Source organism: Bartonella sp. AP280QHHD (assembly GCF_042196125.1).
Lineage (GTDB): Bacteria > Pseudomonadota > Alphaproteobacteria > Rhizobiales > Rhizobiaceae > Bartonella.
Window position 1 is genome coordinate 1 of record NZ_JBHIPQ010000004.1, and the last position, 22,912, is coordinate 22,912.

General features: G+C 36.7%; 22 protein-coding genes and 1 pseudogene. 13 read left to right on the top strand and 10 right to left on the bottom strand.

The genetic code is table 11. The features are described 5' to 3' along the window. Positions 1-63: 63 nt before the first annotated feature. The 4 genes from ACFIMK_RS00080 to ACFIMK_RS00095 all read right to left on the bottom strand — a co-directional run bounded on the left by ACFIMK_RS00080 (position 64) and on the right by ACFIMK_RS00095 (position 1,972). Positions 64-1,071, bottom strand: a complete 1,008-nt coding sequence (locus ACFIMK_RS00080; RefSeq protein WP_375693490.1) for a ParB/RepB/Spo0J family partition protein — start codon at positions 1,069-1,071, stop codon at positions 64-66. After that, positions 1,071-1,469, bottom strand: a complete 399-nt coding sequence (locus ACFIMK_RS00085) for a hypothetical protein (protein WP_375693491.1) — start codon at positions 1,467-1,469, stop codon at positions 1,071-1,073. The genes ACFIMK_RS00080 and ACFIMK_RS00085 overlap by 1 nt, the downstream gene beginning before the upstream one ends. Next, positions 1,453-1,593 carry a hypothetical protein gene (locus ACFIMK_RS00090; protein ID WP_375683020.1) on the bottom strand — a complete coding sequence of 47 codons (141 nt, stop codon included), beginning with the start codon at positions 1,591-1,593 and terminating at the stop codon, positions 1,453-1,455. Before ACFIMK_RS00090 ends, ACFIMK_RS00085 begins: the two co-directional genes overlap by 17 nt. A 73-nt stretch (positions 1,594-1,666) precedes the next feature. After that, complete coding sequence (locus ACFIMK_RS00095) at positions 1,667-1,972, bottom strand: helix-turn-helix transcriptional regulator (protein WP_005864619.1); 306 nt, start codon at positions 1,970-1,972, stop codon at positions 1,667-1,669. Positions 1,973-2,124: 152 nt separating this feature from the next. Here ACFIMK_RS00095 and ACFIMK_RS00100 point away from each other — a divergent pair, with 152 nt between their 5' ends. Both ACFIMK_RS00100 and ACFIMK_RS00105 read left to right on the top strand, forming a co-directional pair. After that, positions 2,125-2,655, top strand: a complete 531-nt coding sequence (locus ACFIMK_RS00100) for a helix-turn-helix domain-containing protein (protein ID WP_375683024.1) — start codon at positions 2,125-2,127, stop codon at positions 2,653-2,655. 12 nt (positions 2,656-2,667) lie between these two features. Further along, positions 2,668-3,183, top strand: coding sequence for a helix-turn-helix domain-containing protein (locus ACFIMK_RS00105; protein ID WP_375683022.1), 516 nt, complete (start codon positions 2,668-2,670; stop codon positions 3,181-3,183). 524 nt (positions 3,184-3,707) lie between these two features. Here ACFIMK_RS00105 and ACFIMK_RS00110 read toward each other — a convergent pair. Next, positions 3,708-3,909: pseudogene (locus ACFIMK_RS00110) on the bottom strand (helix-turn-helix transcriptional regulator). Between the two features lie 1,027 nt (positions 3,910-4,936). Here ACFIMK_RS00110 and ACFIMK_RS00115 point away from each other — a divergent pair. After that, complete coding sequence (locus ACFIMK_RS00115) at positions 4,937-5,599, top strand: lysozyme (RefSeq protein ID WP_375612387.1); 663 nt, start codon at positions 4,937-4,939, stop codon at positions 5,597-5,599. Further along, on the top strand, positions 5,596-5,823 hold the full coding sequence (locus ACFIMK_RS00120) for a hypothetical protein (RefSeq protein ID WP_375618608.1): 228 nt from the start codon (positions 5,596-5,598) through the stop codon (positions 5,821-5,823). The genes ACFIMK_RS00115 and ACFIMK_RS00120 overlap by 4 nt, the downstream gene beginning before the upstream one ends. A 1,800-nt stretch (positions 5,824-7,623) precedes the next feature. Here ACFIMK_RS00120 and ACFIMK_RS00125 read toward each other — a convergent pair. The 3 genes from ACFIMK_RS00125 to ACFIMK_RS00135 all read right to left on the bottom strand — a co-directional run bounded on the left by ACFIMK_RS00125 (position 7,624) and on the right by ACFIMK_RS00135 (position 12,968). Then, positions 7,624-7,896, bottom strand: coding sequence for a hypothetical protein (locus ACFIMK_RS00125; RefSeq protein ID WP_375638585.1), 273 nt, complete (start codon positions 7,894-7,896; stop codon positions 7,624-7,626). Between the two features lie 1,679 nt (positions 7,897-9,575). Next, entirely contained in the window at positions 9,576-10,727 is a 1,152-nt protein-coding gene (lldD, locus tag ACFIMK_RS00130) for an FMN-dependent L-lactate dehydrogenase LldD (RefSeq protein WP_375632491.1), read from the bottom strand. A gap of 1,152 nt (positions 10,728-11,879) precedes the next feature. Next, on the bottom strand, positions 11,880-12,968 hold the full coding sequence (locus ACFIMK_RS00135) for a 2'-deoxycytidine 5'-triphosphate deaminase (protein ID WP_375613513.1): 1,089 nt from the start codon (positions 12,966-12,968) through the stop codon (positions 11,880-11,882). 238 nt (positions 12,969-13,206) lie between these two features. Between ACFIMK_RS00135 and mutL the strand changes: the two genes are divergently transcribed. Further along, positions 13,207-15,060: a DNA mismatch repair endonuclease MutL gene (mutL, locus tag ACFIMK_RS00140; RefSeq protein WP_375638583.1), complete on the top strand. Its 1,854-nt coding sequence runs from the start codon at positions 13,207-13,209 to the stop codon at positions 15,058-15,060. 109 nt (positions 15,061-15,169) lie between these two features. Next, on the top strand, positions 15,170-15,406 hold the full coding sequence (locus ACFIMK_RS00145) for a DUF2093 domain-containing protein (RefSeq protein ID WP_375608064.1): 237 nt from the start codon (positions 15,170-15,172) through the stop codon (positions 15,404-15,406). A 19-nt stretch (positions 15,407-15,425) separates the two neighbouring features. On the opposite strand, the gene lpxK is transcribed toward ACFIMK_RS00145, so the two are convergent. Both lpxK and waaA read right to left on the bottom strand, forming a co-directional pair. After that, positions 15,426-16,466 carry a tetraacyldisaccharide 4'-kinase gene (gene lpxK, locus ACFIMK_RS00150; protein ID WP_375638582.1) on the bottom strand — a complete coding sequence of 347 codons (1,041 nt, stop codon included), beginning with the start codon at positions 16,464-16,466 and terminating at the stop codon, positions 15,426-15,428. Next, positions 16,456-17,778, bottom strand: a complete 1,323-nt coding sequence (gene waaA / locus ACFIMK_RS00155; RefSeq protein WP_375638580.1) for a lipid IV(A) 3-deoxy-D-manno-octulosonic acid transferase — start codon at positions 17,776-17,778, stop codon at positions 16,456-16,458. Before waaA ends, lpxK begins: the two co-directional genes overlap by 11 nt. Positions 17,779-18,981: 1,203 nt before the next feature. Between waaA and ACFIMK_RS00160 the strand changes: the two genes are divergently transcribed. From ACFIMK_RS00160 to ACFIMK_RS00190, 7 genes are all read left to right on the top strand, one after another. After that, a complete protein-coding gene (locus ACFIMK_RS00160; RefSeq protein WP_375638579.1) occupies positions 18,982-19,608 on the top strand; it encodes a hypothetical protein in 627 nt (208 codons plus the stop codon). A gap of 10 nt (positions 19,609-19,618) precedes the next feature. Further along, positions 19,619-20,452, top strand: a complete 834-nt coding sequence (locus tag ACFIMK_RS00165) for an AMP-binding protein (RefSeq protein ID WP_375682877.1) — start codon at positions 19,619-19,621, stop codon at positions 20,450-20,452. Positions 20,453-20,559: 107 nt separating this feature from the next. Then, positions 20,560-21,027: a hypothetical protein gene (locus tag ACFIMK_RS00170; RefSeq protein ID WP_375638575.1), complete on the top strand. Its 468-nt coding sequence runs from the start codon at positions 20,560-20,562 to the stop codon at positions 21,025-21,027. Then, complete coding sequence (locus tag ACFIMK_RS00175; protein ID WP_375638573.1) at positions 21,015-21,377, top strand: hypothetical protein; 363 nt, start codon at positions 21,015-21,017, stop codon at positions 21,375-21,377. The genes ACFIMK_RS00170 and ACFIMK_RS00175 overlap by 13 nt, the downstream gene beginning before the upstream one ends. 395 nt (positions 21,378-21,772) lie before the next feature. Next, positions 21,773-22,045: a hypothetical protein gene (locus tag ACFIMK_RS00180; RefSeq protein ID WP_375682879.1), complete on the top strand. Its 273-nt coding sequence runs from the start codon at positions 21,773-21,775 to the stop codon at positions 22,043-22,045. Continuing rightward, positions 21,937-22,434, top strand: coding sequence for a class I SAM-dependent methyltransferase (locus ACFIMK_RS00185; RefSeq protein WP_375632496.1), 498 nt, complete (start codon positions 21,937-21,939; stop codon positions 22,432-22,434). Before ACFIMK_RS00180 ends, ACFIMK_RS00185 begins: the two co-directional genes overlap by 109 nt. A gap of 6 nt (positions 22,435-22,440) precedes the next feature. Next, the gene (locus tag ACFIMK_RS00190) at positions 22,441-22,884 is read left to right on the top strand and encodes a hypothetical protein (RefSeq protein WP_375682878.1); all 444 of its coding nucleotides are present in this window, start codon (positions 22,441-22,443) and stop codon (positions 22,882-22,884) included. Positions 22,885-22,912 lie beyond the last annotated feature (28 nt).

The window sequence follows — 22,912 nt, forward strand, 5'->3', positions numbered from 1 at the left end:
CGGGTTCACGACAAGGAAAAACCGGCTTTTGGAAAAAATCAAGCTGCCCGCAACCATGCCTCTTCATGACAGCACCTCCCCCGATTGCTTGTTCAAATAATCATAAAACCGCGCCTTTGTCTGCGCATCTGCTCTCTGCCAAACACCCAATAACTGAGCAAAAACCCGCTCTTGTTCATTAATTTGCAGCGGCGTATTAACCCCATTGACCAAATCAACAGCCCGCCTCAAATCCCCATCAACCTGTTGGAGCGCAATCGCCACCCGCCGTTGCGCAACCGGCTCCATCTTCGCCAACTTCAACAACTGCGCTTGGTTATCCGCCAATGCCGTCCCACGCAAAACAGAACGCAACTCCGGCTGTAAATGCTGGGCAATGTTGTTAAGACGTTTTACTGAAACTTGAGACAAACCAATACGATCCGCCACATGTTTAGAAAAAGATAAAACTGTCCCTTTACCACTTTCTTCATCTGTATAAGAAATAGGGACAACTTGTCCCAATTTCTCATCACCGATCAAAGGATCAACTTGATCCTTTGATTTTTCATCCCCTTCACACCCAGTTTCATGGTGCTCTGAAGAACCATCATTTGGCAAAGGGTCAACTTGACCCTTTGCCACTTTGTCCTTTGTATATTGATTACCACCGATCAAAGGGTAATGTTTACCCTTTGATTTTCTGTCCCCACCAACCTTAATCTCCCCATACTTCTTTTCCCACAATTCGCGGTAAGTCTGGACAAAAAGCGCACGATCAATAACAGACAATTCATTGCGAAAGAGGTTTTCAGCCACTTCTAAAAGCGCAGCATTCTCTTTATCAGCCTGCACCACAACGGCATCAATATCACTATAGCCCAAAAGCTCAGCAGCACGCAGCCGATGCGCACCAGCAATAAGCGTATAATTGCCCTCTTTAGCATTGGGGGTATGGCGCACCGTAATCGGATTCATCAATCCCTCCCGCGCCATTGATTGTGCAAGTGCCTTGGCATGCTCATCATCCACAGGGCGTATACGCTCCGGCACCACAATCACATCAAGAGCAAGCTTTTGAAACTGTGCCATCACGCTGCCGCCTTTCTGATCTCTTTAAAGAATAAATCCATCGCACGCCCCGCCCATCTTCGATAAGCTTTCGCAAAAACGGGTTCTTCCAAACGCCGGTTAATCACTTGCATAGATAGAGAAATAGAAGTCCGCTGACGTGCCTGTATCGCAACAATACGCCGCCGTGGCACCTCAAACTGATAATGCAAGATATGAATAACAATCTGTCGTGCTAACGCCGCATCAAATAAGCCATGCGGAGGGTCAATAATATACCGGATTGGCAAATGTTTAAATCCGCTACTCACCGCCTTAAAAGAACAGGCAAGCATAGCTTCCAAACGTTCAGCTTCTGAATAAGGATTAACGATATCGCTTCTGGCTTCTGGGGTCCATAAATTACAAGCAGCAACCATAACCACCCCCTATAAAAACAATATGACCACCATCTAATCGCCAGAACCAACCCTTCCAAACGGCTGTTTTATGATGCAACTCTATGCAATTTATCTTGCCTATTTCGTACTGATCTTTAGACATTGATAAACCTTTTTATCTTATGGTATTTAAATTCATGGCAAATGCGCAAAAGCGCAAAGCCGTGTAACGAAGTTCAAGCAGCATTACCGCGCAAAGCAGAATGCGCACGCGAATCTGTGTTGGCATGTTTTGCTGCTTTAAAAATGCGACGGCGACTTTTGGGGTAGCGGTCGCTAAATACTTGCTCGACGGGCAAACCGATAAAATCGGCAATAGCGCGTTCGGCTTTCTCGTTAGACCGTGTCCAAATGTGTTGAACACTGGATGACGAGAGTTGATAAGCTTTCGCGAGCTCCGCCAAGGTCATATTACGGCGGCGTAGCTCGGCTAAAATACTATGGCGATCCCATACTTGAATGCATGTTTGGGTGGTTGTCATAAATTTCGCTCCTGCTTCAAACGGATGCTCAAACCATCCGTTTTTTGTGGGGTTAATTGTAGAATATCTGCCCTCTATATCGGGCGGTAATTAGATGTATAATGCCAAATTCGGCTTTTGTAAATACCGAAAATGGATTTGGAGTGATTTTTTTGGCACGCCCTGAAAAAGAACCTACAACAGAACTGGCAAAACGATTGCGTGAAATACGGCACACCCTTGGTTTTACAGAGCGCAAACAATTTGCTAAACATTTTGATATTCCCGAAACGACTATGCGCAATTATGAAACGGGTTTGCAAGAACCCCCTGCATCTATAATGCGAATATATAAAGATCGCTGTGGAATATCCTTAGACTGGCTTGTCACTGGTGAAGGCGAAATGTTTAGTGACATGGCAAAAGCGAAAGCAGCAGGTTTTAAAGCACCTACCATTCCTGCTGGTCTCATGAAAAAGCTTGGTCGCATAGCTTACACAACCTATCGCGATGCTAAAATAAAACTCCCCCCTGAAGATATAGCGGAACTCGCGGCGGAACTTTATAGAAAACTGCAAGAGCTTGTTCAAGACATCAACGACATGGAAGAGGTCGAAGCAACTTTCCCTCTTCTTAAAATTCATTTAAAGCGTCAAATAGAAGCTGAAAGAGTACATCTAGAAACTACACAAAATACGGCTTAATGCCTCTTTAATATGACACGACAAAGAAATGAACCAAAAACCCCATTAGCAAGACGCCTCATAGAGGTAAGAAAGCTTGTAGGCTTATCTCGTGATATATTTTCTCTTAAAATTGGTATTAGTATTCAAGGGCTTGGCAATTACGAACGCGGTGATAGAACCCCAGACGCAACCGTTTTAACATCATATGGAGAAAAATTTGGGGTCAACCTAAATTGGCTTTTGACTGGTGAAGATGAAATGTTCATAAACATGATGAAAACTCAGTCTTTCAATATATCTCCACCTACCATCCCTGCTGGTCTCATGAAAAAACTCGGTCGCATAGCTTACACAACCTATCGCGATGCAAATATAAAACTCCCCCCTGAAGATATAGCGGAACTCGCGGCGGAACTTTATAAAAAACTGCAAGAGCTTGTTCAAGACATCAACGACACGGAAGAAGTAGAGCTTATTTTACCTCTTTTAAAATTGCATTTAAAGCGTCAAATAGAAGCTGAAAAAGAACACTCCAAAACTAAATAAGATACAGCTTAATGCCTCTTTAATATGAAAAATCGATATGAAAATCTTTTTACATTAAAAAAATAATATAACTATTTGATTAATAAGTATATATTGCCTATAAAAATAGATAATCATCAATAGGTGAAAATCTTTTTTGCTTTTTTGGTTATTTTTGGCTGATTTTGACGTCAATTGAACTTTTGGAGTGATTTTTTTCACAGGGTCTTCAAAGGCGGTTTTCTGGGCTTTCACAGACTTTTCAAAATTTTTCACAGGGTTTTCAAAGACCTTTCAAAGCCTTCTCTCATTTTTACCTTTAAAACGCTCTTTTTTCTAATTTTCACTATTTTTCGCTCTTTTTTACAATTTTAGGTGTCAAAATCTATTTTGACAAAACGCGCATTTAATGCTAAATTTTATACATAAAAACAACAAATTACCACGTATTCCTACCTAATCCCACCTTTTCCCACTTAGTATAAAACCTAGTGTCAAACTACAATCTGTTTGAAGACCACCTTCTAGGGTTTATACAATTTTATCTAATCTGTTGTTATTTGCTCCGTATTTTTCTCTGGAGTAAATGCTAAAATCTCTTTCTTTCTCCACCTCACTGCTCTCCCTAGCTTATATGGCTCCGGCCCCCCTCTGAAGCACCCAATTGCGAATCGTTGTTGTGGATATACTAAAAAGCTGTGCACACTCACGTATTGTTACATATCTATTGCCATCATCAAATATCATCTCATTGCCTTTTTATTTTTTATGTTATGTGAATGGGCTGGGATGCTAGGAGGAGAGAGCTTCCTATATTGTCAAGCAGCTTTTTGTCAAAATCTTTTGTGTCTCTTGTGCTATTGCCTCTAAAAAGATTTCAATAGCTTGATTGATTTGTTTAAGAGGCTGCTGGAAACGTAGCCAATACAACACCAGACAAAGATGATACCATTGGACCCGAACGCCCTACCAAATGCTTCATATGAAAAAGAAAATATATGAAACCGAACTAATTGTTCAAATTTATTACAGTACAATATTCTTAAAAAAACTATCAAATATCATTGGTCTATATATTGAATATGCTCCACTAATATATTGTTTCAGTTGGAAACAGACTGTAAGAGAGGAGAAATATCCATTATGTTTTTTATGTAACAGTTTATTTAAAATCCTTCATAAAGTTATTTTTTAATGAAATTAAGCAATTAGGGGAAAAAACAAAGAATAATTAAATTAACTATAGATTTTTTTATTAAATATGTATAACACGTTATGTATATGTTTCATTGATTCTAAGATAATTTTTAGATATATAATGTTAAATTATAATGTTTTTTTGTTTTTATAAAAAAATTCTGTGGTGCAATTTATGACTTTTGAAATTACTTAAAAATCAACACCTAATTATTTCATTAATTATTATGTCTCTTATTTTTTGTTAAAAATGCTTTTTGTCATTGGAATTATTGAAGTTTTTTCAAGTAAAGTTCTTCTAAATCATTCTGGATCAACTGTAAGAATTTGTGAGTGAAATCTATCTGATTATAAATGGAATTATTATAAAGTTATTGTCTTTAGATGGAGATCAATTGCTGCAAAATGAATAGTATTTAGCATAATCTTTATTCAAAAAAATGATATAGATCTTAAAATAATCCACTATGGATGTTTTGAATTTATTATGCCCTTTCGCTGTTCTGTTCTTAAAAATGAGTAGATGTAAGTTTTTAATTCATATCCTGCTTTGTGTAGTTTTTTATAGGTAAAAATAATGCGAAAAATATCAAAAGAAGGGCTTGTATTGATTAAGCAATTGGAAGGCTTGCGTTTATCAGCTTATGAAGATTCTGGTGGTGTCTGGACAATTGGTTATGGACATACAAGTGCTGCTGGTGCCCCAAGCGTTCACAAAGATATGCAAATTACGGAAAAAGAAGCTGAAAAAATCCTTTGTCAGGACTTGAGGGAGTATGAAGCTGTTGTTGAAAAAGCCGTTACCGTTCCTTTAAACGATGAACAATTCGCGGCATTAGTATCATTTTGCTATAATGTAGGAATCACAGCATTTCGTAGTTCTACACTTTTAAAAAAGCTTAATAAAGGTGAATATGAAGCGATACCAACCGAATTGCAAAAATGGACAAGAGTGGGAGGAAAACGTATCCAAGGTCTTGTCAATCGCCGAGCAACCGAAGCAGGATTGTGGGCAAAAGGAGCTCATGTTGCCCCCAATTATCATGTAGTAGAACCAGAAGGCGTAACAGGTATTTGCAAAGTAGAAGCTCTTGCACCAATCATAGGTTCTTTTTCAGGGCTTGGAGGTCTTTTTGCAGGAAATGGTCCTGTTCAATGGGTTCTAGCAGGCATTATGGTTTTAGCCGCTTGTACGGCTATGATATACATTGCTAAACGTTTTCAGGAACACCGTCTATGATTTTATGGATAAAAAAATATCTGACAATGACGTCAGCGCTCATAGCAGCTTTTCTTATAGCTTTAGTCAAAGCCTTTTTTCTTGGGAAAAAAGTTGAGAAGCAAAAGCAAACAAAAGAAGATTTCAAGATAGCGACAACACGGCTTGAGGTAGAAAATGAAATTAATAAGAAAAGTGATGCTGATGTGCGCACTAAGCTTTCTAGCTGGTTGCGCGACGAATGAACGAACTTCTTGTATTGGATGGCTGCCAATTTATTTGAATCGACAAGATATCAATGTCATTAGTCCAAATTTGGCGAGAGATATTTTAAAACATAACGAACAAGGTGAACGTTTATGTGGTTGGAGAGATAAACGGAAAATAAAGTGATAAAAATATAATTCCTCTGAAACATCAATCAATGAAAAGATTTGAAAGAGGTGGATACATTCAGATTAAAAGTAAAAGCACTTAAAGGATTAAAACACTCTGGTGGTCAATTAGATTTAATTAGAGTGACTGAGGTGTCTGAATTGAAACTAAAGGATTCAACAGATTATGTTTGTGTAAAATGATTGAGTCTATTGATGTATTCTAAGGGCATCTTTGTTATCCTATCAAAAGAAGATGAGAAAAGATTTTATGGATTGCACTACTATCGTCGTTCAAAGAACTGATCATACACAAAGGCTCTGTTTTCAACAAAAATAACATCTAGGGGCTGGCATGCTTGAAGAAAAGAAATCTACGGAGCTATATAATGAATAATGGTAAGGCTTTTATGTGATTTGTAAATGACGTTGCTTCAACTTCCTAATTATAATAATGGTGTTGACGATAAGGCAAATACTTTCGCACTGTATCTGCTTTTTCATGCTAAAGTGGCGGGAAAACATTGTGAATGATCTTGGCTTTTAATTTTTCTATAGGTAAATTCCCTATGTGGGAAATGACATGCAACTCCAGTCGAGAAAACCAACAACCATTTTTGCTTTTATTTTTTAACTTAGCTTTTTTACTTTCAAAAGTCGCCTAGCAATTTCTTGAAAAATATTGCTTTACTATTTTAAGATAATTTTTTTCTGAAATAAAATCCTTCTTTTAAAATATTACGGTAATATCTTGCAAACTCATGTACTGCTTTTAGAGAAAGTTTGTAATAAGACCGTGCCTTTCACGGCTTTTATTGTGATGTGTATAACGGAAAAATTAAGAGTGCGTATTATCTTTTCGAACATTCAACTACAATCTTATTTCATCACAATATTTATCTTGAGAAGATACTTTTAGAAAGATACTGATAATCTATAAATCGCTCTCCCCTAATTCACCTTCTCGCTCATCCTTCCATGCATTGCCTGTCCACCTTTTAAACCACCTTAAATTTTTGATATAAAATTTTTTCTTTAATTTTTATTTTTTATTGAATCATAAAAATGATATGTCTCAATCTCACCTCTATGCATCTTTATACGCTCTGATTCTTGTTTCTAAAGCCCAGATTGCCTACATATCGTACTGTTTTTATATTTAATGTATATTTTTAGATTTATTCCTAACTTGTTAGAAAAGTTGCTATATTTTGATAGAAATATCTTCTATCAGTTCACTTTTTTCAAAAGATTCTGAAAGGATTCTCAAAAAGTCTGTAAAGTTAAAGACTATTTAATACGTATTGTTTCTTTTTTAGAAATCAAAATTGGTGATGCCCCATTCCTTACCAGCAATTGTGTTATTTGCAGAGCAGTCTGTATAAGATGGTGTATAAAGTTAACTAAAGTTTTTTGAATTTCTAGCATATTGTTTAAAGACAAAAAACTCCCTCTTATTATGCAAGCAGCTTAGACATCGGCTGATAATCCTCCCGCTTATAAAAATCCTTTCTTTAATAACCTTCAAAACCACAATTAAAGTGGTGAAAGATAAAACAAGATTTTTAGGCGATCATAACGCACAATAAAATCAGACCAGTCTAAATGTTCAATGCTAACACCTGCTAAACAGTGGAAATAAGTTTTAGCACGCATTCAAATTGGAAGGGCTTAAGCCCCCCGCGCGCTACGATGGTTTTCTACTCTCATCGTACGATTTACATTCCCTCTAAAACTTAATCGCTGTAAATATAAAAATCTTGAAGCCCGTTCTAAATCCGTGAGAGTTTCTGGATCTTGCTGTATTAAACGTTGAAATTCCTCACAACTGCTCATCTGAAATGCTAACATTTTCATAAAAGGACGATAGTGGCGTTGTAACATCCCTAAAAAGTTTACGACATAACCTGAGAGATTATTGCTGATTTCAGGAGATAGAATCAATTTCTGCTCAAAGAAAATCTCACCCATACCAACAAAAAGGTTTAATGCTACATGCTATGAGGAATGTTCTCAAATAATTTTGATATTTTTTGATCAAATTTCTTTTGCCACCAATATCGGCAGCAACTGGTGTAGAATTAACAAAATTATAATTTTTTATCTTAAAATGTATCCATCATTTTTTACATTCTTTCATCTATCTTAGCCTTCTTTTCACAGCTTCAAATGATAAAAAGTAACTGCAATGTTAAGTCGTTTTGCATCGAACAAATTTCTCGCAAACTATCCCTATTGGCTAGATGACAATCCATCCTCTATTTAAAGAGAGAAAAACTTTTCTTTTTTATTCAGCGATAAAGTAAATATTATCCAATTACTTATGAGTAGTAATTCGATCAAATGGAAACTGTAATTCTTTCTACTCTAAGTAATCTTGTACCCATTTATATAGGTTTAGGAAAGCGTGTTGTTATAAATATTCATAAAAATGCTTCAAAAATTGATATCAGCAAAACTTCTGTTTAAAAAAGGAAAAGATGTTCTCTTACCTACTACTGAAGAAACTATTCAGATTTGTCTTGATGTTGCTGAAGAGCTTCAAAAAACATGAAGTTATCCCAACGCTTACAAGTGTGCCAACAATTCAACTTTGAGATAATAGATCAGTGAGTTATGCCAATCTCACCAATCTGTTGTTGTCTGTGAAGAGCATAGTATCAAAGGAGAAGCTTGGAGATGCAATTGTTAAATCGCTTATGGAACAAAACATTCTATGCCAATTTGTATCATTGCCCCCCCCCACCATCCCCATCTGCAATAAAAACGAACTGGATATTTTAACAAGTTATAAAATCAATCGAGAACGCATAAATAGTGTTAGAAATGACATACTATACAAAAAATGTTCAACTGCTTCCTAATATGCTCGTCAGTTCAAAAACATCATAAATCATTGAGAATACAAGAAAATAAGAAAGAAAAGCACATTAATTCACGCAGTTTTGCTCTCAGTAAACGAGCTTTTTTAAAGATAGTACGGATATTTTTTTCATTGCTTAAAAATGTACTCCATAAAAACAATATCATATCCATATAATATATTATCCAATGATAATTAATATAAATAATATATAGATTATAGAAATATTATCTATTAGATACATTTTTTATTATAATTATAGATTAAAATAAATACATATTGACATTTTTAATAATTTTATTTATATACTATAATTAATATTATTTATATTAAAATAAAACTAAATGGATTTTATAAATTTACGTTTTATGCCAATATGGAAAAGAAGTAATTAACATATTATATTTTAATGTTTTTTATATACAGGAGGGAAAAATGCTCACAGCATTATTTATAGCTATTTTTTCTATATCAACAGTTGTTTTACCTTTAATATCAGCGCTTGTTCCTTTTTATCCGTAGAATGAGCTTTTAATAAAGTAAATAAAATATGTATGCAATGTTATTATTGTTTTTTTTCGTGTTTATTATTATTAATACTTAATATTATTGTAGTTACTGAGTATTTTCTGTGATTTTATAGAGGAGCTTATTGATCTTTTCTATTTAACTTTAACTGTCAACATATTTTTTAAAATATATAATTATGCTCCTCTATAAAAAGACTTTCTTTTTCTGAAAGAAGTATAACATATTGCTTTCATTGCTTAAAAACATCTATATTTACTAAACTCTTGCGTGTAATATCTTTGATTGTCTGAGTACCAGTCAGTGTCATAGCTACCCGCATTTCATTGGCAAAAAGATCAAGGAGATGCATAACACCTTTCTTACCTGCTGCTGCAAGCGCATAAACAAAAGCACGGCCAATCATAACAGCATCCGCACCTTGTGCTATCATGCGTACAACATCAAGACCAGAACGAACACCTGAGTCCACTAAAATAGTCAAATAATCCTTTACAGCATCCGCAATTGCAGGCAACGCTCGTGTTGTTGATAATACACCATCAAGCTGACGTCCGCCGTGATTAGAAACAACAATACCATCCGCACCAAATTTTACTGCTTCTCGTGCATCTTCTGGATCAAGAATACCTTTCAAAATCATTTTTCCTTTCCAAAAATCGCGAATCCATTGTAAATCATGCCAACCAATTGATGGATCAAAATTTGCACCAAGCCAACCAACGTAATCATCCAATGCAATTTTCTTTTTGAGATAAGCAGAGACATTTCCAAGATCATGAGGGCGCCCCATAACACCAACGTTCCAAGCCCAATATGGATGAGTCAAAGCTTGTAAAAAACGACGTAAACCAGCATAAGGACCAGACATTCCCGAATGCGCATCACGATAACGTGCACCAGGAATTGGCATATCAACTGTAAAAACCAACGTGCGTACACCAGCCAACCAAGCCCGTTCTAGTGCATCACGCATGAAACCGCGATCTTTGAGAACATAAAGTTGAAACCAAAATGCACCTCCAACCGCTTCTTGCACTTCCGCAATAGGACAAACTGAAACAGAGGATAGAGTAAAAGGAATCCCTTTTGCCGCTGCGGCACGCGCTGCTTTTACCTCTCCACGACGTGCATACATGCCCGTTAGCCCAACAGGCGCAAGTACAATCGGTAAATCAAGTGTCTGATCAAAAAGCTTGATTGAAAGATCAACTTCACCAACTTGCCTTAGAATCCTTTGACGCAATGCAAGTGCTTGAAGATCTGTACAATTACGTCGCATCGTTTCTTCAGCATAAGCCCCACCATCAATATAGTGAAAAAGAAAGGGAGGAAGACGACGCTTTGCTGCCTTACGATAATCAAGTGTTGAAGAAATAATCATTGATGGCACCATTGTTCCTAAATGAAAAGAGAAAACATCCTAAAACGCATAAAAGCGAATCCATGTACCTACCTATTCGCTATTCTCCCAAAGCACTCTATTGAATAGATAGAAGCAACAGAGACTGCCACTTTCTAAAAAAACTAATTGATAAAAACAACGTCTTTATTGCTCTTATCCAAATTTAAAATCTCACAGTATGAAGTATCATTAATAACGTATCTACTCATATATTCTTCATGTGCAATTAAAATGTTATACTCTCTTTAAAGCAATCCCTCTTCGAAAGCGATTGCTCCGTAGCTTAATTAGTCATAATTTAAAGTCGCTTCTCCCTCCAAAGATCCTTACATTATCAGTTATTAAGAATATAGAGTGTCATTAAGTATAAATCATAATCTCCTCCAAAAGATGAAAAAATCCTTTATTAATACTGGAAATAAAGCTGTCGCATACATGCAGAAATCTTCTTATATCAATATTCAAAACTGAGATCTGTTACTTATTCATGAAAGTTTATAAAAATATATAGTGCCTAATTCATATAAAGCATAAAAACTTTTAATGTTCATACCAATAGAAACCTTCATATTTAATTGAATAATTTTCTAGCAATATTATATCTTGAGGCTATAAATGAGTTACTAAAATTAGAATAATGTTTATTGAAAATAATTGTTACTAAACTGGAGTGAAAACTTATTTATTAACTCTTAAGGATAATTTTTATGCGGAATAAAATATACTGGTTATTACACTCTAGAAAAATTGAGTCAATTGCAGCATCCAATCTCGCATATTTACTTTGAAAAGTGAGTAGCTACTGTTATGTTGAATTTTATTAACCTATTGATTTATTATAATAATAAATATGAATAACATATTGAATATAGTAAAATTCTTTCATTGTAAATTTTGTCACGATGAAATAATCAAAACTATTCTTTTGCACATCATAAATGGAGTTCGTATAGATAGAACCTCTTGAAAAAAGAAGTAAAAATGCCTCTCATACCCTCTCAAATGCAAGAGATGAGATAACCTTGGAAATTAAAAATAGAATGCATGACGCCAGTTTTGCGAAGCACAAAATTTTCTTTTATCTAAAATACGCTTTCTGCATACATGTTATCAAAATTCGTAGTTCCCAACTCATTTAAAATGCTTGGACAACTTTAAACCCTGTGCTTGATAATGTGATCCAACATCATGTCCATAAAGGGTTGATGGTCGATTAAGCATATGCTCATAGACCAAACGGCCAATAATTTGACCATGCTCTAAGATAAAAGGAACTTCATGGCTCCGCACTTCTAAAACCGCTCTTGCTCCTTTTCCACCCGCCTCCTTATGCCCAAATCCTGGATCAAAAAAGCCTGCATAATGCACCCTAAACTCGCCAACTAAAGGATCAAAAGGTGTCATTTCTGCGGCATAAAGCGGAGGCACATGAACAGACTCTCGTGAAACTAAAATGTAAAATTCATCAGGATCAAGAACCAACTCCCTTTGACCACGATCAAAAAGAGGTTCCCAAAAATCTAAAACGTGGGCAACGGCACGTTTATCAATATCAATAACACTTGTATGATGTTTACCACGATAACCTATAAGCCCGTTTTTGTCTCCCTTTAAATTAATGGAAAGACCAATACCACCAACACTAATATTAGGAAAATCATCCGATATCAGTGTTTCTTGCCTTTGCAAAGTGTGCAACTCTATTTCATTTAAATAACTTTGCCCTTTTCTAAACCGAAGCTGTGATAAATGTGAGCCTGTATGCACCAAAATTGGAAATGTGCGTGGACTAATTTCCAAATAAAGTGGACCATGATAACCAGCACAAATTTTATCAAACTCCTGAGCATTATCCGTAATGACACGTGTAAAAATATCTAATCGTCCTGTAGAACTTTTGGGATTGGCAACAGCAGATAAGAATTCTGGTAAAGCTAAACTTTCTAAAAGAGGAACAATATAAACACACCCCGTTTCCAAAACGGCTCCGTCTCGTAAATCAAACTCATGCAACTTTAACCGTTCAAGCTTATCCAAAACTTTTGTATCAGGTCCCGGCATAAAAGAAGCACGTATACGATAAGCTTTCTCCCCTAAACGAAGATCAAGGCTTGCTGGTTGTATTTGAGATCTATCAAATGGATACTGAGCCTTGAGAAAGTTATTCTCAATCAAAGCTTGTATATCACTATCTGCTAAAATACCGCTTATACGCGCCATATATATTGCCTTCCCTTTTTACATTGTTTCTTTTTTGACCTAGATGATAAACTGGTGCAAGCTATTTTAAAGTGATAAAAACTATTTTTATGTTTTTTCCAACCGACTTGTTAACATAAAATAAAATAGGAGGTATTGTAAAAATAATACCTCTCATGCTCTCTTATTCTTGAATGTCTCGCAAATGATGTTATCATAATTTTCTATAGAACCCTTAAGATTCCTGTTAGAATTTATTATGATTATACGCCATCTTAGCGAAAATATTATTAATCAAATCGCCGCCGGTGAAGTTATTGAACGACCAGCAAATGTTGTCAAAGAACTTGTTGAAAACGCTATTGATGCTGGTGCAACACGCATTGAAATTATTACAGCAAATGGTGGAAAAAATTTTATAAAGGTGAGTGATAATGGTTATGGAATTCCTGCAGATCAATTAACTTTAGCAGTTTCTCGCCATTGTACCTCAAAGATTACCGATGACGTACACAATATCTGCTTCCTTGGATTTAGAGGAGAAGCCCTCCCCTCTATTGGTTCTGTTGCTAAACTTAAACTCATTTCACGAACAAAAGATGCTGAGAGCGCTGCTGAAATTTCCGTTACTGCAGGAAAAATTGTAGGACCCAAACCAGCTGCTGCGAATCTTGGAACAATTGTTGAAGTTCGTGATCTTTTCTTTGTCACGCCGGCACGATTAAAATTTATGAAAACTGATCGGGCTGAAACAAATGCTATTAGCGATATGATTAAGCGAATTGCTATCGCATTTCCACATATCCGCTTTTCTCTTTCAGGACTAGACAGAACATCTATGGAATTGTCTGCTACAGAAAATAATATTCAAGGACAATTACAACGTATTACGCAGATTATGGGAAAAGAATTTGCCCCTAATAGCATTGCGCTGAATGCTGAACGCGAAGCGGTGCGCTTATCAGGTTTTGCCTGTTTGCCATCTTTCAACCGAAATAACAGCCTTCATCAATTTGCTTATGTTAATGGACGTCCCGTGCGTGATAAATTTCTATGGGGCGCTATCCGAGGCGCTTATGCTGATGTCATGACACGAGATCGTTATCCTGTCGCTATTCTTTTTATTGACCTCCCACCTGCTGAGGTAGATGTTAATGTTCACCCAGCCAAAGCTGATGTACGATTCCGTGATCCAGGATTAATTCGTGGTTTGATTGTTGGAGCTATTCGTGAAGCATTGCAGCAATCTGGTATTCGTCCTACTTCAACCCGTTCTGAAGCAATGCTTGCTGCATTTCAAACACAACAATCATTGGCACAACAACCATTAGGCAGTTTTAAGAACACGCACCAGTTCTCTTCTTACAGTTCACAACCTCATCATTTTACCAGCGCTCCAATGGTCCAAAAACCATTGGATAGTACTCACTCTTTTGATTTAAAAGAAGATGCCGCTCCTATTATGGAGGGCTTAAATACACCAAGTGGGGATGCATACATTCCAAGCACGACATCTTCATCAGAAGAGTTATCTTATCCATTAGGAGCGGCCAGAGCACAAATCCATAAAAACTATATTATCGCCCAAACACAAGATAGTTTGATCATTGTCGATCAGCATGCAGCTCACGAACGATTGGTTTATGAAGCACTCAAAAATGCACTTTATTCCAAACCACTTCCTTCACAGTTATTACTTATTCCTGAAATTGTAGAACTCTCTGAAGAGGATGCAACATGCCTTTTAACGCATAAAGATGCTTTGCAAAAATTTGGATTAGGAATAGAACCATTTGGACCAGGAGCAATTGTTGTGCGTGAAACACCTTCCATGTTAGGAGAGATCAATGTCCAAGCCCTTATTAAAGATCTCGCAGATGAGGCTGCTGAGTATGATACAACAAATAATTTAAAAGCAATGCTTGATTATGTTGCAGCAACGATGGCCTGTCACGGCTCAATACGGTCAGGGCGCCTTTTACGCCCCGAAGAAATGAACACACTATTACGACAAATGGAGGCAATACCTAATACAAGTACATGTAATCATGGACGCCCTACTTATATTGAACTCAAATTGGCAGATATAGAACGGCTTTTTGGCAGAAAATAAGCCCTTCATCATTTTTACAAGAAAAATATTTTAAAATTAACTCTCGACTTTATAATATATTTTATGGCACTTTTCTTGAATCTCTTGTATCAAGTAAAAAGGAGTTATAATGTTTCCCAATGGTGAACGCGAAGCAAAAATTCATTATTCTAATAATGGATATGACATTATAGAATATGGTACCTATACCATTTGTGCTGTTAGCGGGCAAAAAATCCCTATAGATGATTTAAAATATTGGAATCATCACCGCCAAGAAGCATATGCTAGTTGTGAAATCTCCTATCAGCGCGAACTTGAGTGCAACCCATATCTCAAGCAATTGTTAAAAACAAAAGAAAAATAACCCCTCAAAAGCTATAAATTTAGCCTTTGCCTTTTAGACAAGAAAATTCAAGGGAACGTTTTCTAAAGCGGGTTATGACCTCTTCAAGGACCATACGACAGAAGTTTTTTTGAACAAAATCGACATTCACATCAAAGATAATAAGATTTTTCAAATCTTTTTGCATGTGAATTGTCTGTATACGGGTATAATCTTTAGCTGTTGTTGCTAGCCATAAATTGTGCATTTTAGCCTTTTGTATAAGGCTTTTTAAATTTTTATCTGTGAAAAAATAGTGGTCTGGATATATATAAGTTTGCACCACATGACCAGACAATTCTTTAATAGATTTAAAAAATTTATCTGGATTGCCAATACCAGCAAATGCCAAAAATGATTTTCCTGAAACCTCATCAGAGGCACTGGCTTTAAGATGAGCACGATATAAAGGCTTTCCAGTACGCAAAACAAAAAAAGCGACATTATCAGGCGCATCGGAGTGACCAATCAATAAAACACTATCCATAAAAGAAAACTGCGTTTTTAATGGTACGCGCAAAGGTCCTGCTGGAAAGACAGCTCCATTACCAAAACCGCGCATCGCATCAACAACGAGTAACGCATAATCCATATAAAGACGGCGACTTTGAAATCCGTCATCCATTAAAATAAGATTACATCCCTCTTGTTTAAGCCGTTGTGCCGCTGCATAACGATTAGGTGATACAGCTACAAAAGCATGCCGTGCAAGTAAAAGTGCCTCATCTCCAACATCGCGTGCATTGTCATATTTTTCATTTACAAGATGTACCCCTTTAACTGATCCACCATAACCACGAGATATAATACCAGGTACGAAACCAAGTTCTTTAGCCACTTTTGTAAAAGCAATAACAACCGGCGTTTTACCCGCACCACCACATGTAAAATTTCCAATACACAAAACTGGCAGATCAATCACGGGAGGCTGTCTTGTCATAAAACGACTTGAAAAATAACCATACCCCCATGAAACTGGAGCTAACACAAAACGCAAAAAGCTTTTATTTTTCCACCAAAAACGAGGGGCGCTAATATGCATATCTACCCTGACGCTGACGTAAACCTGTTTGTATTACAAGGGGTTGTAAAAATGGATCTAAAATCTTTAATGTGCGCTCAAATGCACCTGCCATACCTGTTGCCACTTCATGAGCCTTATCAACCATTTCTTGCCGCAATGTTTCATTTGTTAAAAGCTTATACACCTGAATAGCAAGCTGTTTTGTATCTTGAACCATATATGCTGCATCACGCGTTAGAAATTGTTTGAACATCTCTTGAAAATTTGAAACATGAGGCCCTGTCAAAATAGCGGAACCAAGCAAAGCCAATTCCAATGGATTGTGTCCACCATTTCCACATAACGATTTACCAACGAAAGAAACTTTCGATAAGCGAAGAAAAAGTCCCATTTCTCCAATGGTATCTCCCCATAAAATATCGGTATTCATGTTTGGAACAGCATCTCTACTCCTACGAATAAAACTTAACCCCTTATTATCGCATTTTCTGATAAGATCTTCTGAACGTTCTGGATGACGAGGCACAATAATTGTTAATAAATCTGGCAAATAATTTTTAACAATTTTATGGACCTCAAAAGCAATCTCCTCTTCCCCTTCATGCGTTGAAACAGCTGCCCAAACTGGGCGATTGCCGATAGCATTACGATAACGTGCAAGCAATTCTTGATTTTCAACCAGAAAAACATCAGCCTTGAGATTACCAGAAAACGTAACAGATTTTACGCCAAGTGTATGGTAATAAGCTACATCTCTTTCATTTTGACCAATCGCCAAATCAATATCCTTAAAAATATGTTTGGCAAGAACACGTCGTTTTTGCCAAGCTTTAAAAGAACGTTCAGACATATGGGCATTAACCAAAATCTGCGGAATACGCATTTTTGCAAGTTCTTTAATACGAAGAGGCCAAATTTCTGATTCACAAATTAAGACGAGATCAGGCTTCCAATGACGAATAAAACGGCGCACTGCAAAATCTAAATCCAAAGGAGCATATTGATGAATCAACCTATTACCAAAATATTTTTTCACAAGAGTAGAAGATGTCACCGTCCCAGTTGTCATTAATACATTGATTTCCAATGATAAAATATAATTTATAAGTGGAACAAGTGCAAGTGTTTCTCCAACACTTGCTGCATGCAACCAAACTAACGAACCTTGGGGGCGTATATGAGAACTTTTACCTAAACGCTCTTTTTTGCGACACCACTCTTCTTTTCCACGAATAGCACGAAAGAACAAATAAAAAGGAATAACAGGACATAAGCAAAAACCAATCATTCGATAGCTTAAAAGAGCCGTATGTGCCTTTAATTCTACCATTTAAAATCACCTCATCCAGCTATTTTAAGATATCTATATACTTATTTTGTTAAAAAATTCATCAACACTATTGGTTGCATCCATATTTTTTAATATCATTCATATCTTAAATAAAAAAAGCTTAATCCATGAGAAAATTCAATACATATACACATTATTTAAATCTCTTTTAATTAAATTTTGTAACTTATATCGATTTTATCACTTCATTCTGCACCCTATAAAAAATCTTACTCAAAAATAACAAAACTACATTTCAGTCGATTATAATTTTTAAAATATAAATGATAAACCTATGACATAGATTGTATCAATTTTTTCAACTCACTGAATAAATACTTCTTATGATTTTAATGAGACTTTGAATTTTGCACGTTGGTATTTTAGAGAAAAAGCTTATTTTTACATATGTTAGGTATTGTCAATTTTTCAAAAAAATAACCCATATAGACATTACAACCTAATATAAATACAACAAATAAAATGTGTTTAAAAGAAAGCTCAATCTCTATTATTTCATTTCAATAAAATGAATATGTCAAACTAATCTTAAAAAACTTTTGAATAGTATAGAGTTCTCATTTTAAATTGTGATATAATCTCTTAAAGGTAATCCAGAAAAATCTAATCTTGTTTAATAGAGAATTTCTTAAAAGTCTTAAAGCAATTTAAATAAGAGTTTTCAAAATTTTAAATCCTCTCTTTTCAGGAGGTCGCAATGATATATTATTCCTTTTAAGATTGTATATAATCAACACAAAATGATTAACTTATAGATTGTAGTTTTAAATGAGTACTCAAGAAATCCTTATGAGGTAAGTTAACTTCATAAATCTATTCAGTTTCTCTAAGTTTCTAATTTTGGTAAAGTTTCTAACGACTTTCATGGTTTCTAAGCTTATAGTAATAACTCGTTGAAAAAATTCCAATAGATAAGTAACGAGTGCTAATAATCTCAACAGAGTAATAATTGCTATCATTAATAATGCTACTCTTTTTATTAATCTTAACGCATTAGTGTCTCATACCCCATTCAAAAGCAGAGTGACTATTCACAATATAATCATAAACTTCGAGTGATAGCTGTCATGATAATATTGCTGTTGTAAATAGGTTGATAGAAACTGTCTTGCATTTTTATTAAGCGTAAAGATGGTGGTGCAATAATGGATTTTATACCTTGCACGATTAGAAGGAATGGGAGTGATATCGACTGATCAAAACTACAGTGGACCACGGCGTTCGCGGCCTTTTGACCGGCATCGTAGCGGATTTGTTTTAGCGGAGGGTGCAGGTCTGTTTGTTATTGAAAAATTATCTAACGTATTGGCGCGGCAGCGTGAGCCGTTGGCCTATTTATTGGGTTACGGCGGTGCACTTTGCACACAGCATATTGTAGCGCCGCATAAAGATGATCTCGAAATGCAACTGTCGATGGAGCGGGCCATCGAACATGCGGATGTTGACCGTACCGCTATTGATTTTGTGAATGCACATGGGACATCGACAGTACAAAATGATCAGCACGAAGCCAGTGCAATCAGAACGGTTTTTGGCGCGCACAACCCGGCGATTGTGGCGACAAAATCTTGGCACGGGCATCTGATTGCTGCTGCCGGTGCGATGGAAATTTTGGGTGTACTGGTTTCTTTTCGGAACAATGTTTTGCCCAAAATTTTGAATTGTGATGAAATCGATCCTCAATTGCCCGCTGGTATTGCGCTTGTGAGGGAGCATCAGTACCGACCGCTTAAATACGCATTGAAAAACTCATTTGGTATGGGCGGTGGCGCAAGCAGCTTGGTTTTAGGGAATCCACAATATCTGTAAGGGACACCTCATGCTAACAATATATTCCTTATTAGAAAGAAACTGGCAAGTGATTTGTCATCACAGTCATTATTCGGCAGAGGATGTCAGCATGATGACAAAAGGGTGTGCAGATACAGTAGTTAGATATTGTCGTGATCGCCCGCAAGGGGAGCAAAATAAGCTGTTTGTTTTTGTGATTAGAAATAATTTCGAAGGCATGATTAGCTATTTTGTTGCGTCTGTGCTAAAATTGAAAGCTTGGATCGTCAGTATTCATGATTTAGACATTGTTGATATACTGGTTGATGCTGATTGCATTGCGGCTGTTGTAATGAGCCATGAAGTCAGGGATATTAATATCATCAGTCACCGGATTAATATCGCGTTTGATCACTGTCTTTCAACTGTGAACGAAAATCTGGCTGATTTTACAGCATATCCGTGCGCGCATTTCTATTTTTGTACCTCCGGAACAACCAGTAAACCCAAGTTGATTCAATATCATGAAAATATTCTGATTGAGAATGCCATCGCGGTGAGCCAATCTCTTGGACTAAGTAATGAAGATTGCTCATTGTGTTATTTCCCAGTGCAGTATATGTATGGTCTCTCTACTATGCTATGTGCCTTCTTATCGGATAGCAAACTGGTATTTGAAAAATTTCAAATAAGTAATATTGGTGAACTCGTTTCGCACTATAGCATTACCAACTTGCCTTTAATCGGTGACTGGATGCTGGTAGTAAGCGACAATTTTTACCAAAAGCCGAATCCATGTGCAAAATATCTTGAATGCATCCGATCGTTTGCTCACCGTACAAGCATCGGGTATCCTCTCATCATGTACGACGTTATGGAATAACTTCGGTCAGACCGAATCCGGACCGCGCTTGTTTCATAATAAGATCTGTTCGCTACACGATTGAAAGAACCAGTAAATATGGCGTTGTAGCGCCGGGTAAGGCTTTGGTGAGTGATATAAAAATTGATTTGCGCCCCATTGATCGGGCGGATGCTTCTGATTCAGTGCGCCGTACGTTTTATAAAACGCCTTTCGCGTGTGATGGTTATGTTGATAGTTCCTTGCAATTAAAGCCGCGTGATGAATGGTTTGATTCCGGCGACCTGTTTGTTAAAGATGAATCCGAATGCTATTACTGGATAGCCAGAGCCGTTAATGAATTTAAACACAATGGTAAGTTTATCCCAGTTCAACTGATCTCAAATGACATTATTAAGTATGCCGGATGTTTAAGGCATTACTTTTCAAAAGCACAGAACGGCGATCTTTATCTCAACCTTGATATGTCGGCAAATAGTGAGCAGGTTAAAGTCGTTACTAAACTATTGACTGATAAATGGTATCAGTATGCATTTAAAGTAAATATCAGAAAAATTGCCACGACAAATACAGGGAAAATAAAATGTACCGTGTAGATAAAGCTCATGGTATGAGCAGAGTGTATGTTAATCGCCGTGCAAACAATTATCTGTGCATTGTGAGCCATTCTTTTTATACCTATTTTTTAGCTATTGATAGGCTTCATCGTTATTTGCCTGTATCGACGAGACGTACATCGAGAGTGATATTGCACCGTGAAATGGCGAAGGTACTTTTTATCGATATATTTAAACGGATTTTGCCAGATGTAAAGATGTCACACAGTTCTGTGAGCCATGGACGGAGTAAAAGTATTATGTTGCTTAATAATGATCCGCGGATTCAGTCTGTCGTGGTTGATATCGAATTTATTGAGAAAAAAAACTACCGAGGCCATTTATGCTAGATTACTGTGAAAAATGCGCGAACTTTCCAGAAGGGCAGGTGCTGGATAATCGGCTATGCACCACAATATTTAGCTGCATGGAGAGCTTGTATAAGGCATTATGCGCCATCTCGGCGTGTACTTTTGATATAAATGATTACTTTTTAGTTGAACATGACAGGACGCGATGTGTTTTTCGGTACGTTGGGAATACATTTGTGTTTAAAGGGATGACGTTTATTTGTAACTGCTATTATCTTTGTCAATCTGTGATAACCGTTGTTTTGCTGGATGCATGTTTGCAATCAATTATTTTAGATGACCTCTTATATGAGGACGTAACCGTTTCTATACCCAGTTAGTTTTTAACGAGTTTATGGCAATGCCATAACTAGCTTCATTTAGAGGAATATGTGATGAATGATTTACTGGTAAATATCACCCCTGAGCACTATGAAAGGTATGCTACTGAAGGTACATCACCGTGGAATGCGTATTTGATGGAAAGAGTTCTGGAAGAAGCATCTGGTGTTACTTCTGCGAAGAAAAAATTCTCGATATTGGCATGGGAACTGGCCACATGCTTTTCAAGCTTTACCGCTCCCAAAAACTCACAGACTATTTCTTTTACGGGGTTGATATTGATCCCCGTATGGTTCAGTTTTGTGTTAAAAAATGTACCGAGTTAAAATACCAGCATGCATTCAACATCATTGAAGCCAGCGTCAGCAATTTACCGTTTCCCGATAACTCCTTTTCAATGATTTATGCCCGTTCCGTAATTCATCACTGGGCTGAACCTAAAAAAGGATTACAGGAGTTGTGCCGTGTTTTAGATCGCGGCGGTCGTATTATCATCCATGAACCCCTAGCTGATGCAGAAGAAACAGCACTGGGTGTTTTTAACCAATCACGTCGTGAATGCGGTGTGGCAGCTATGTCCACAGAAGAAAAATTCACATTAGCCGGTATCACCGATTTTTTATATGGCTGCGATCTTAGTGAGATGAGCTGGACAGTGAGACGTGGAGAAGGTCTAGCAGCTCTGGGCTGTGAAATTTTCATTAAAAAGGTCTGAGTTATCATGGATTATTTCTGTGCTGAAATGTATGCAAAAATGCAACCACGTATAACGGCAATAACTGGCTGCCATGCACTCGATTACATTGCTTTTCGCGATTCGATTAGGATAAGTACACGCGTTTATTCGACCACTGGTGATAGTGGTTCTTTGACTCAACTGGACTCTACGGCTGAACACTTACCCATGCTGCTTGGTGCTACAAGCGGCACCACCGGGGCGATGAAAATGGTCAGCGTTCGTCTAAAATCCAGTAAGGAAGCGGTCAGCTCATCAGAGCATAATTTAATTCGTAACCTGCGCGCGCGGCAATTTTTTTCCCCAGGGGATGTTGTTGGCAACCTGTTTACGATTAATCTGTTTTCATCTTTACACTACTTGGCGTGTGAAATTGTAAAACATTGCCGTGCACATGTCGTGCCGGTTGGCGATATGCCCTGCTGCTGAAGAGTCATTTCGAGTTTCTGGCTGAAAT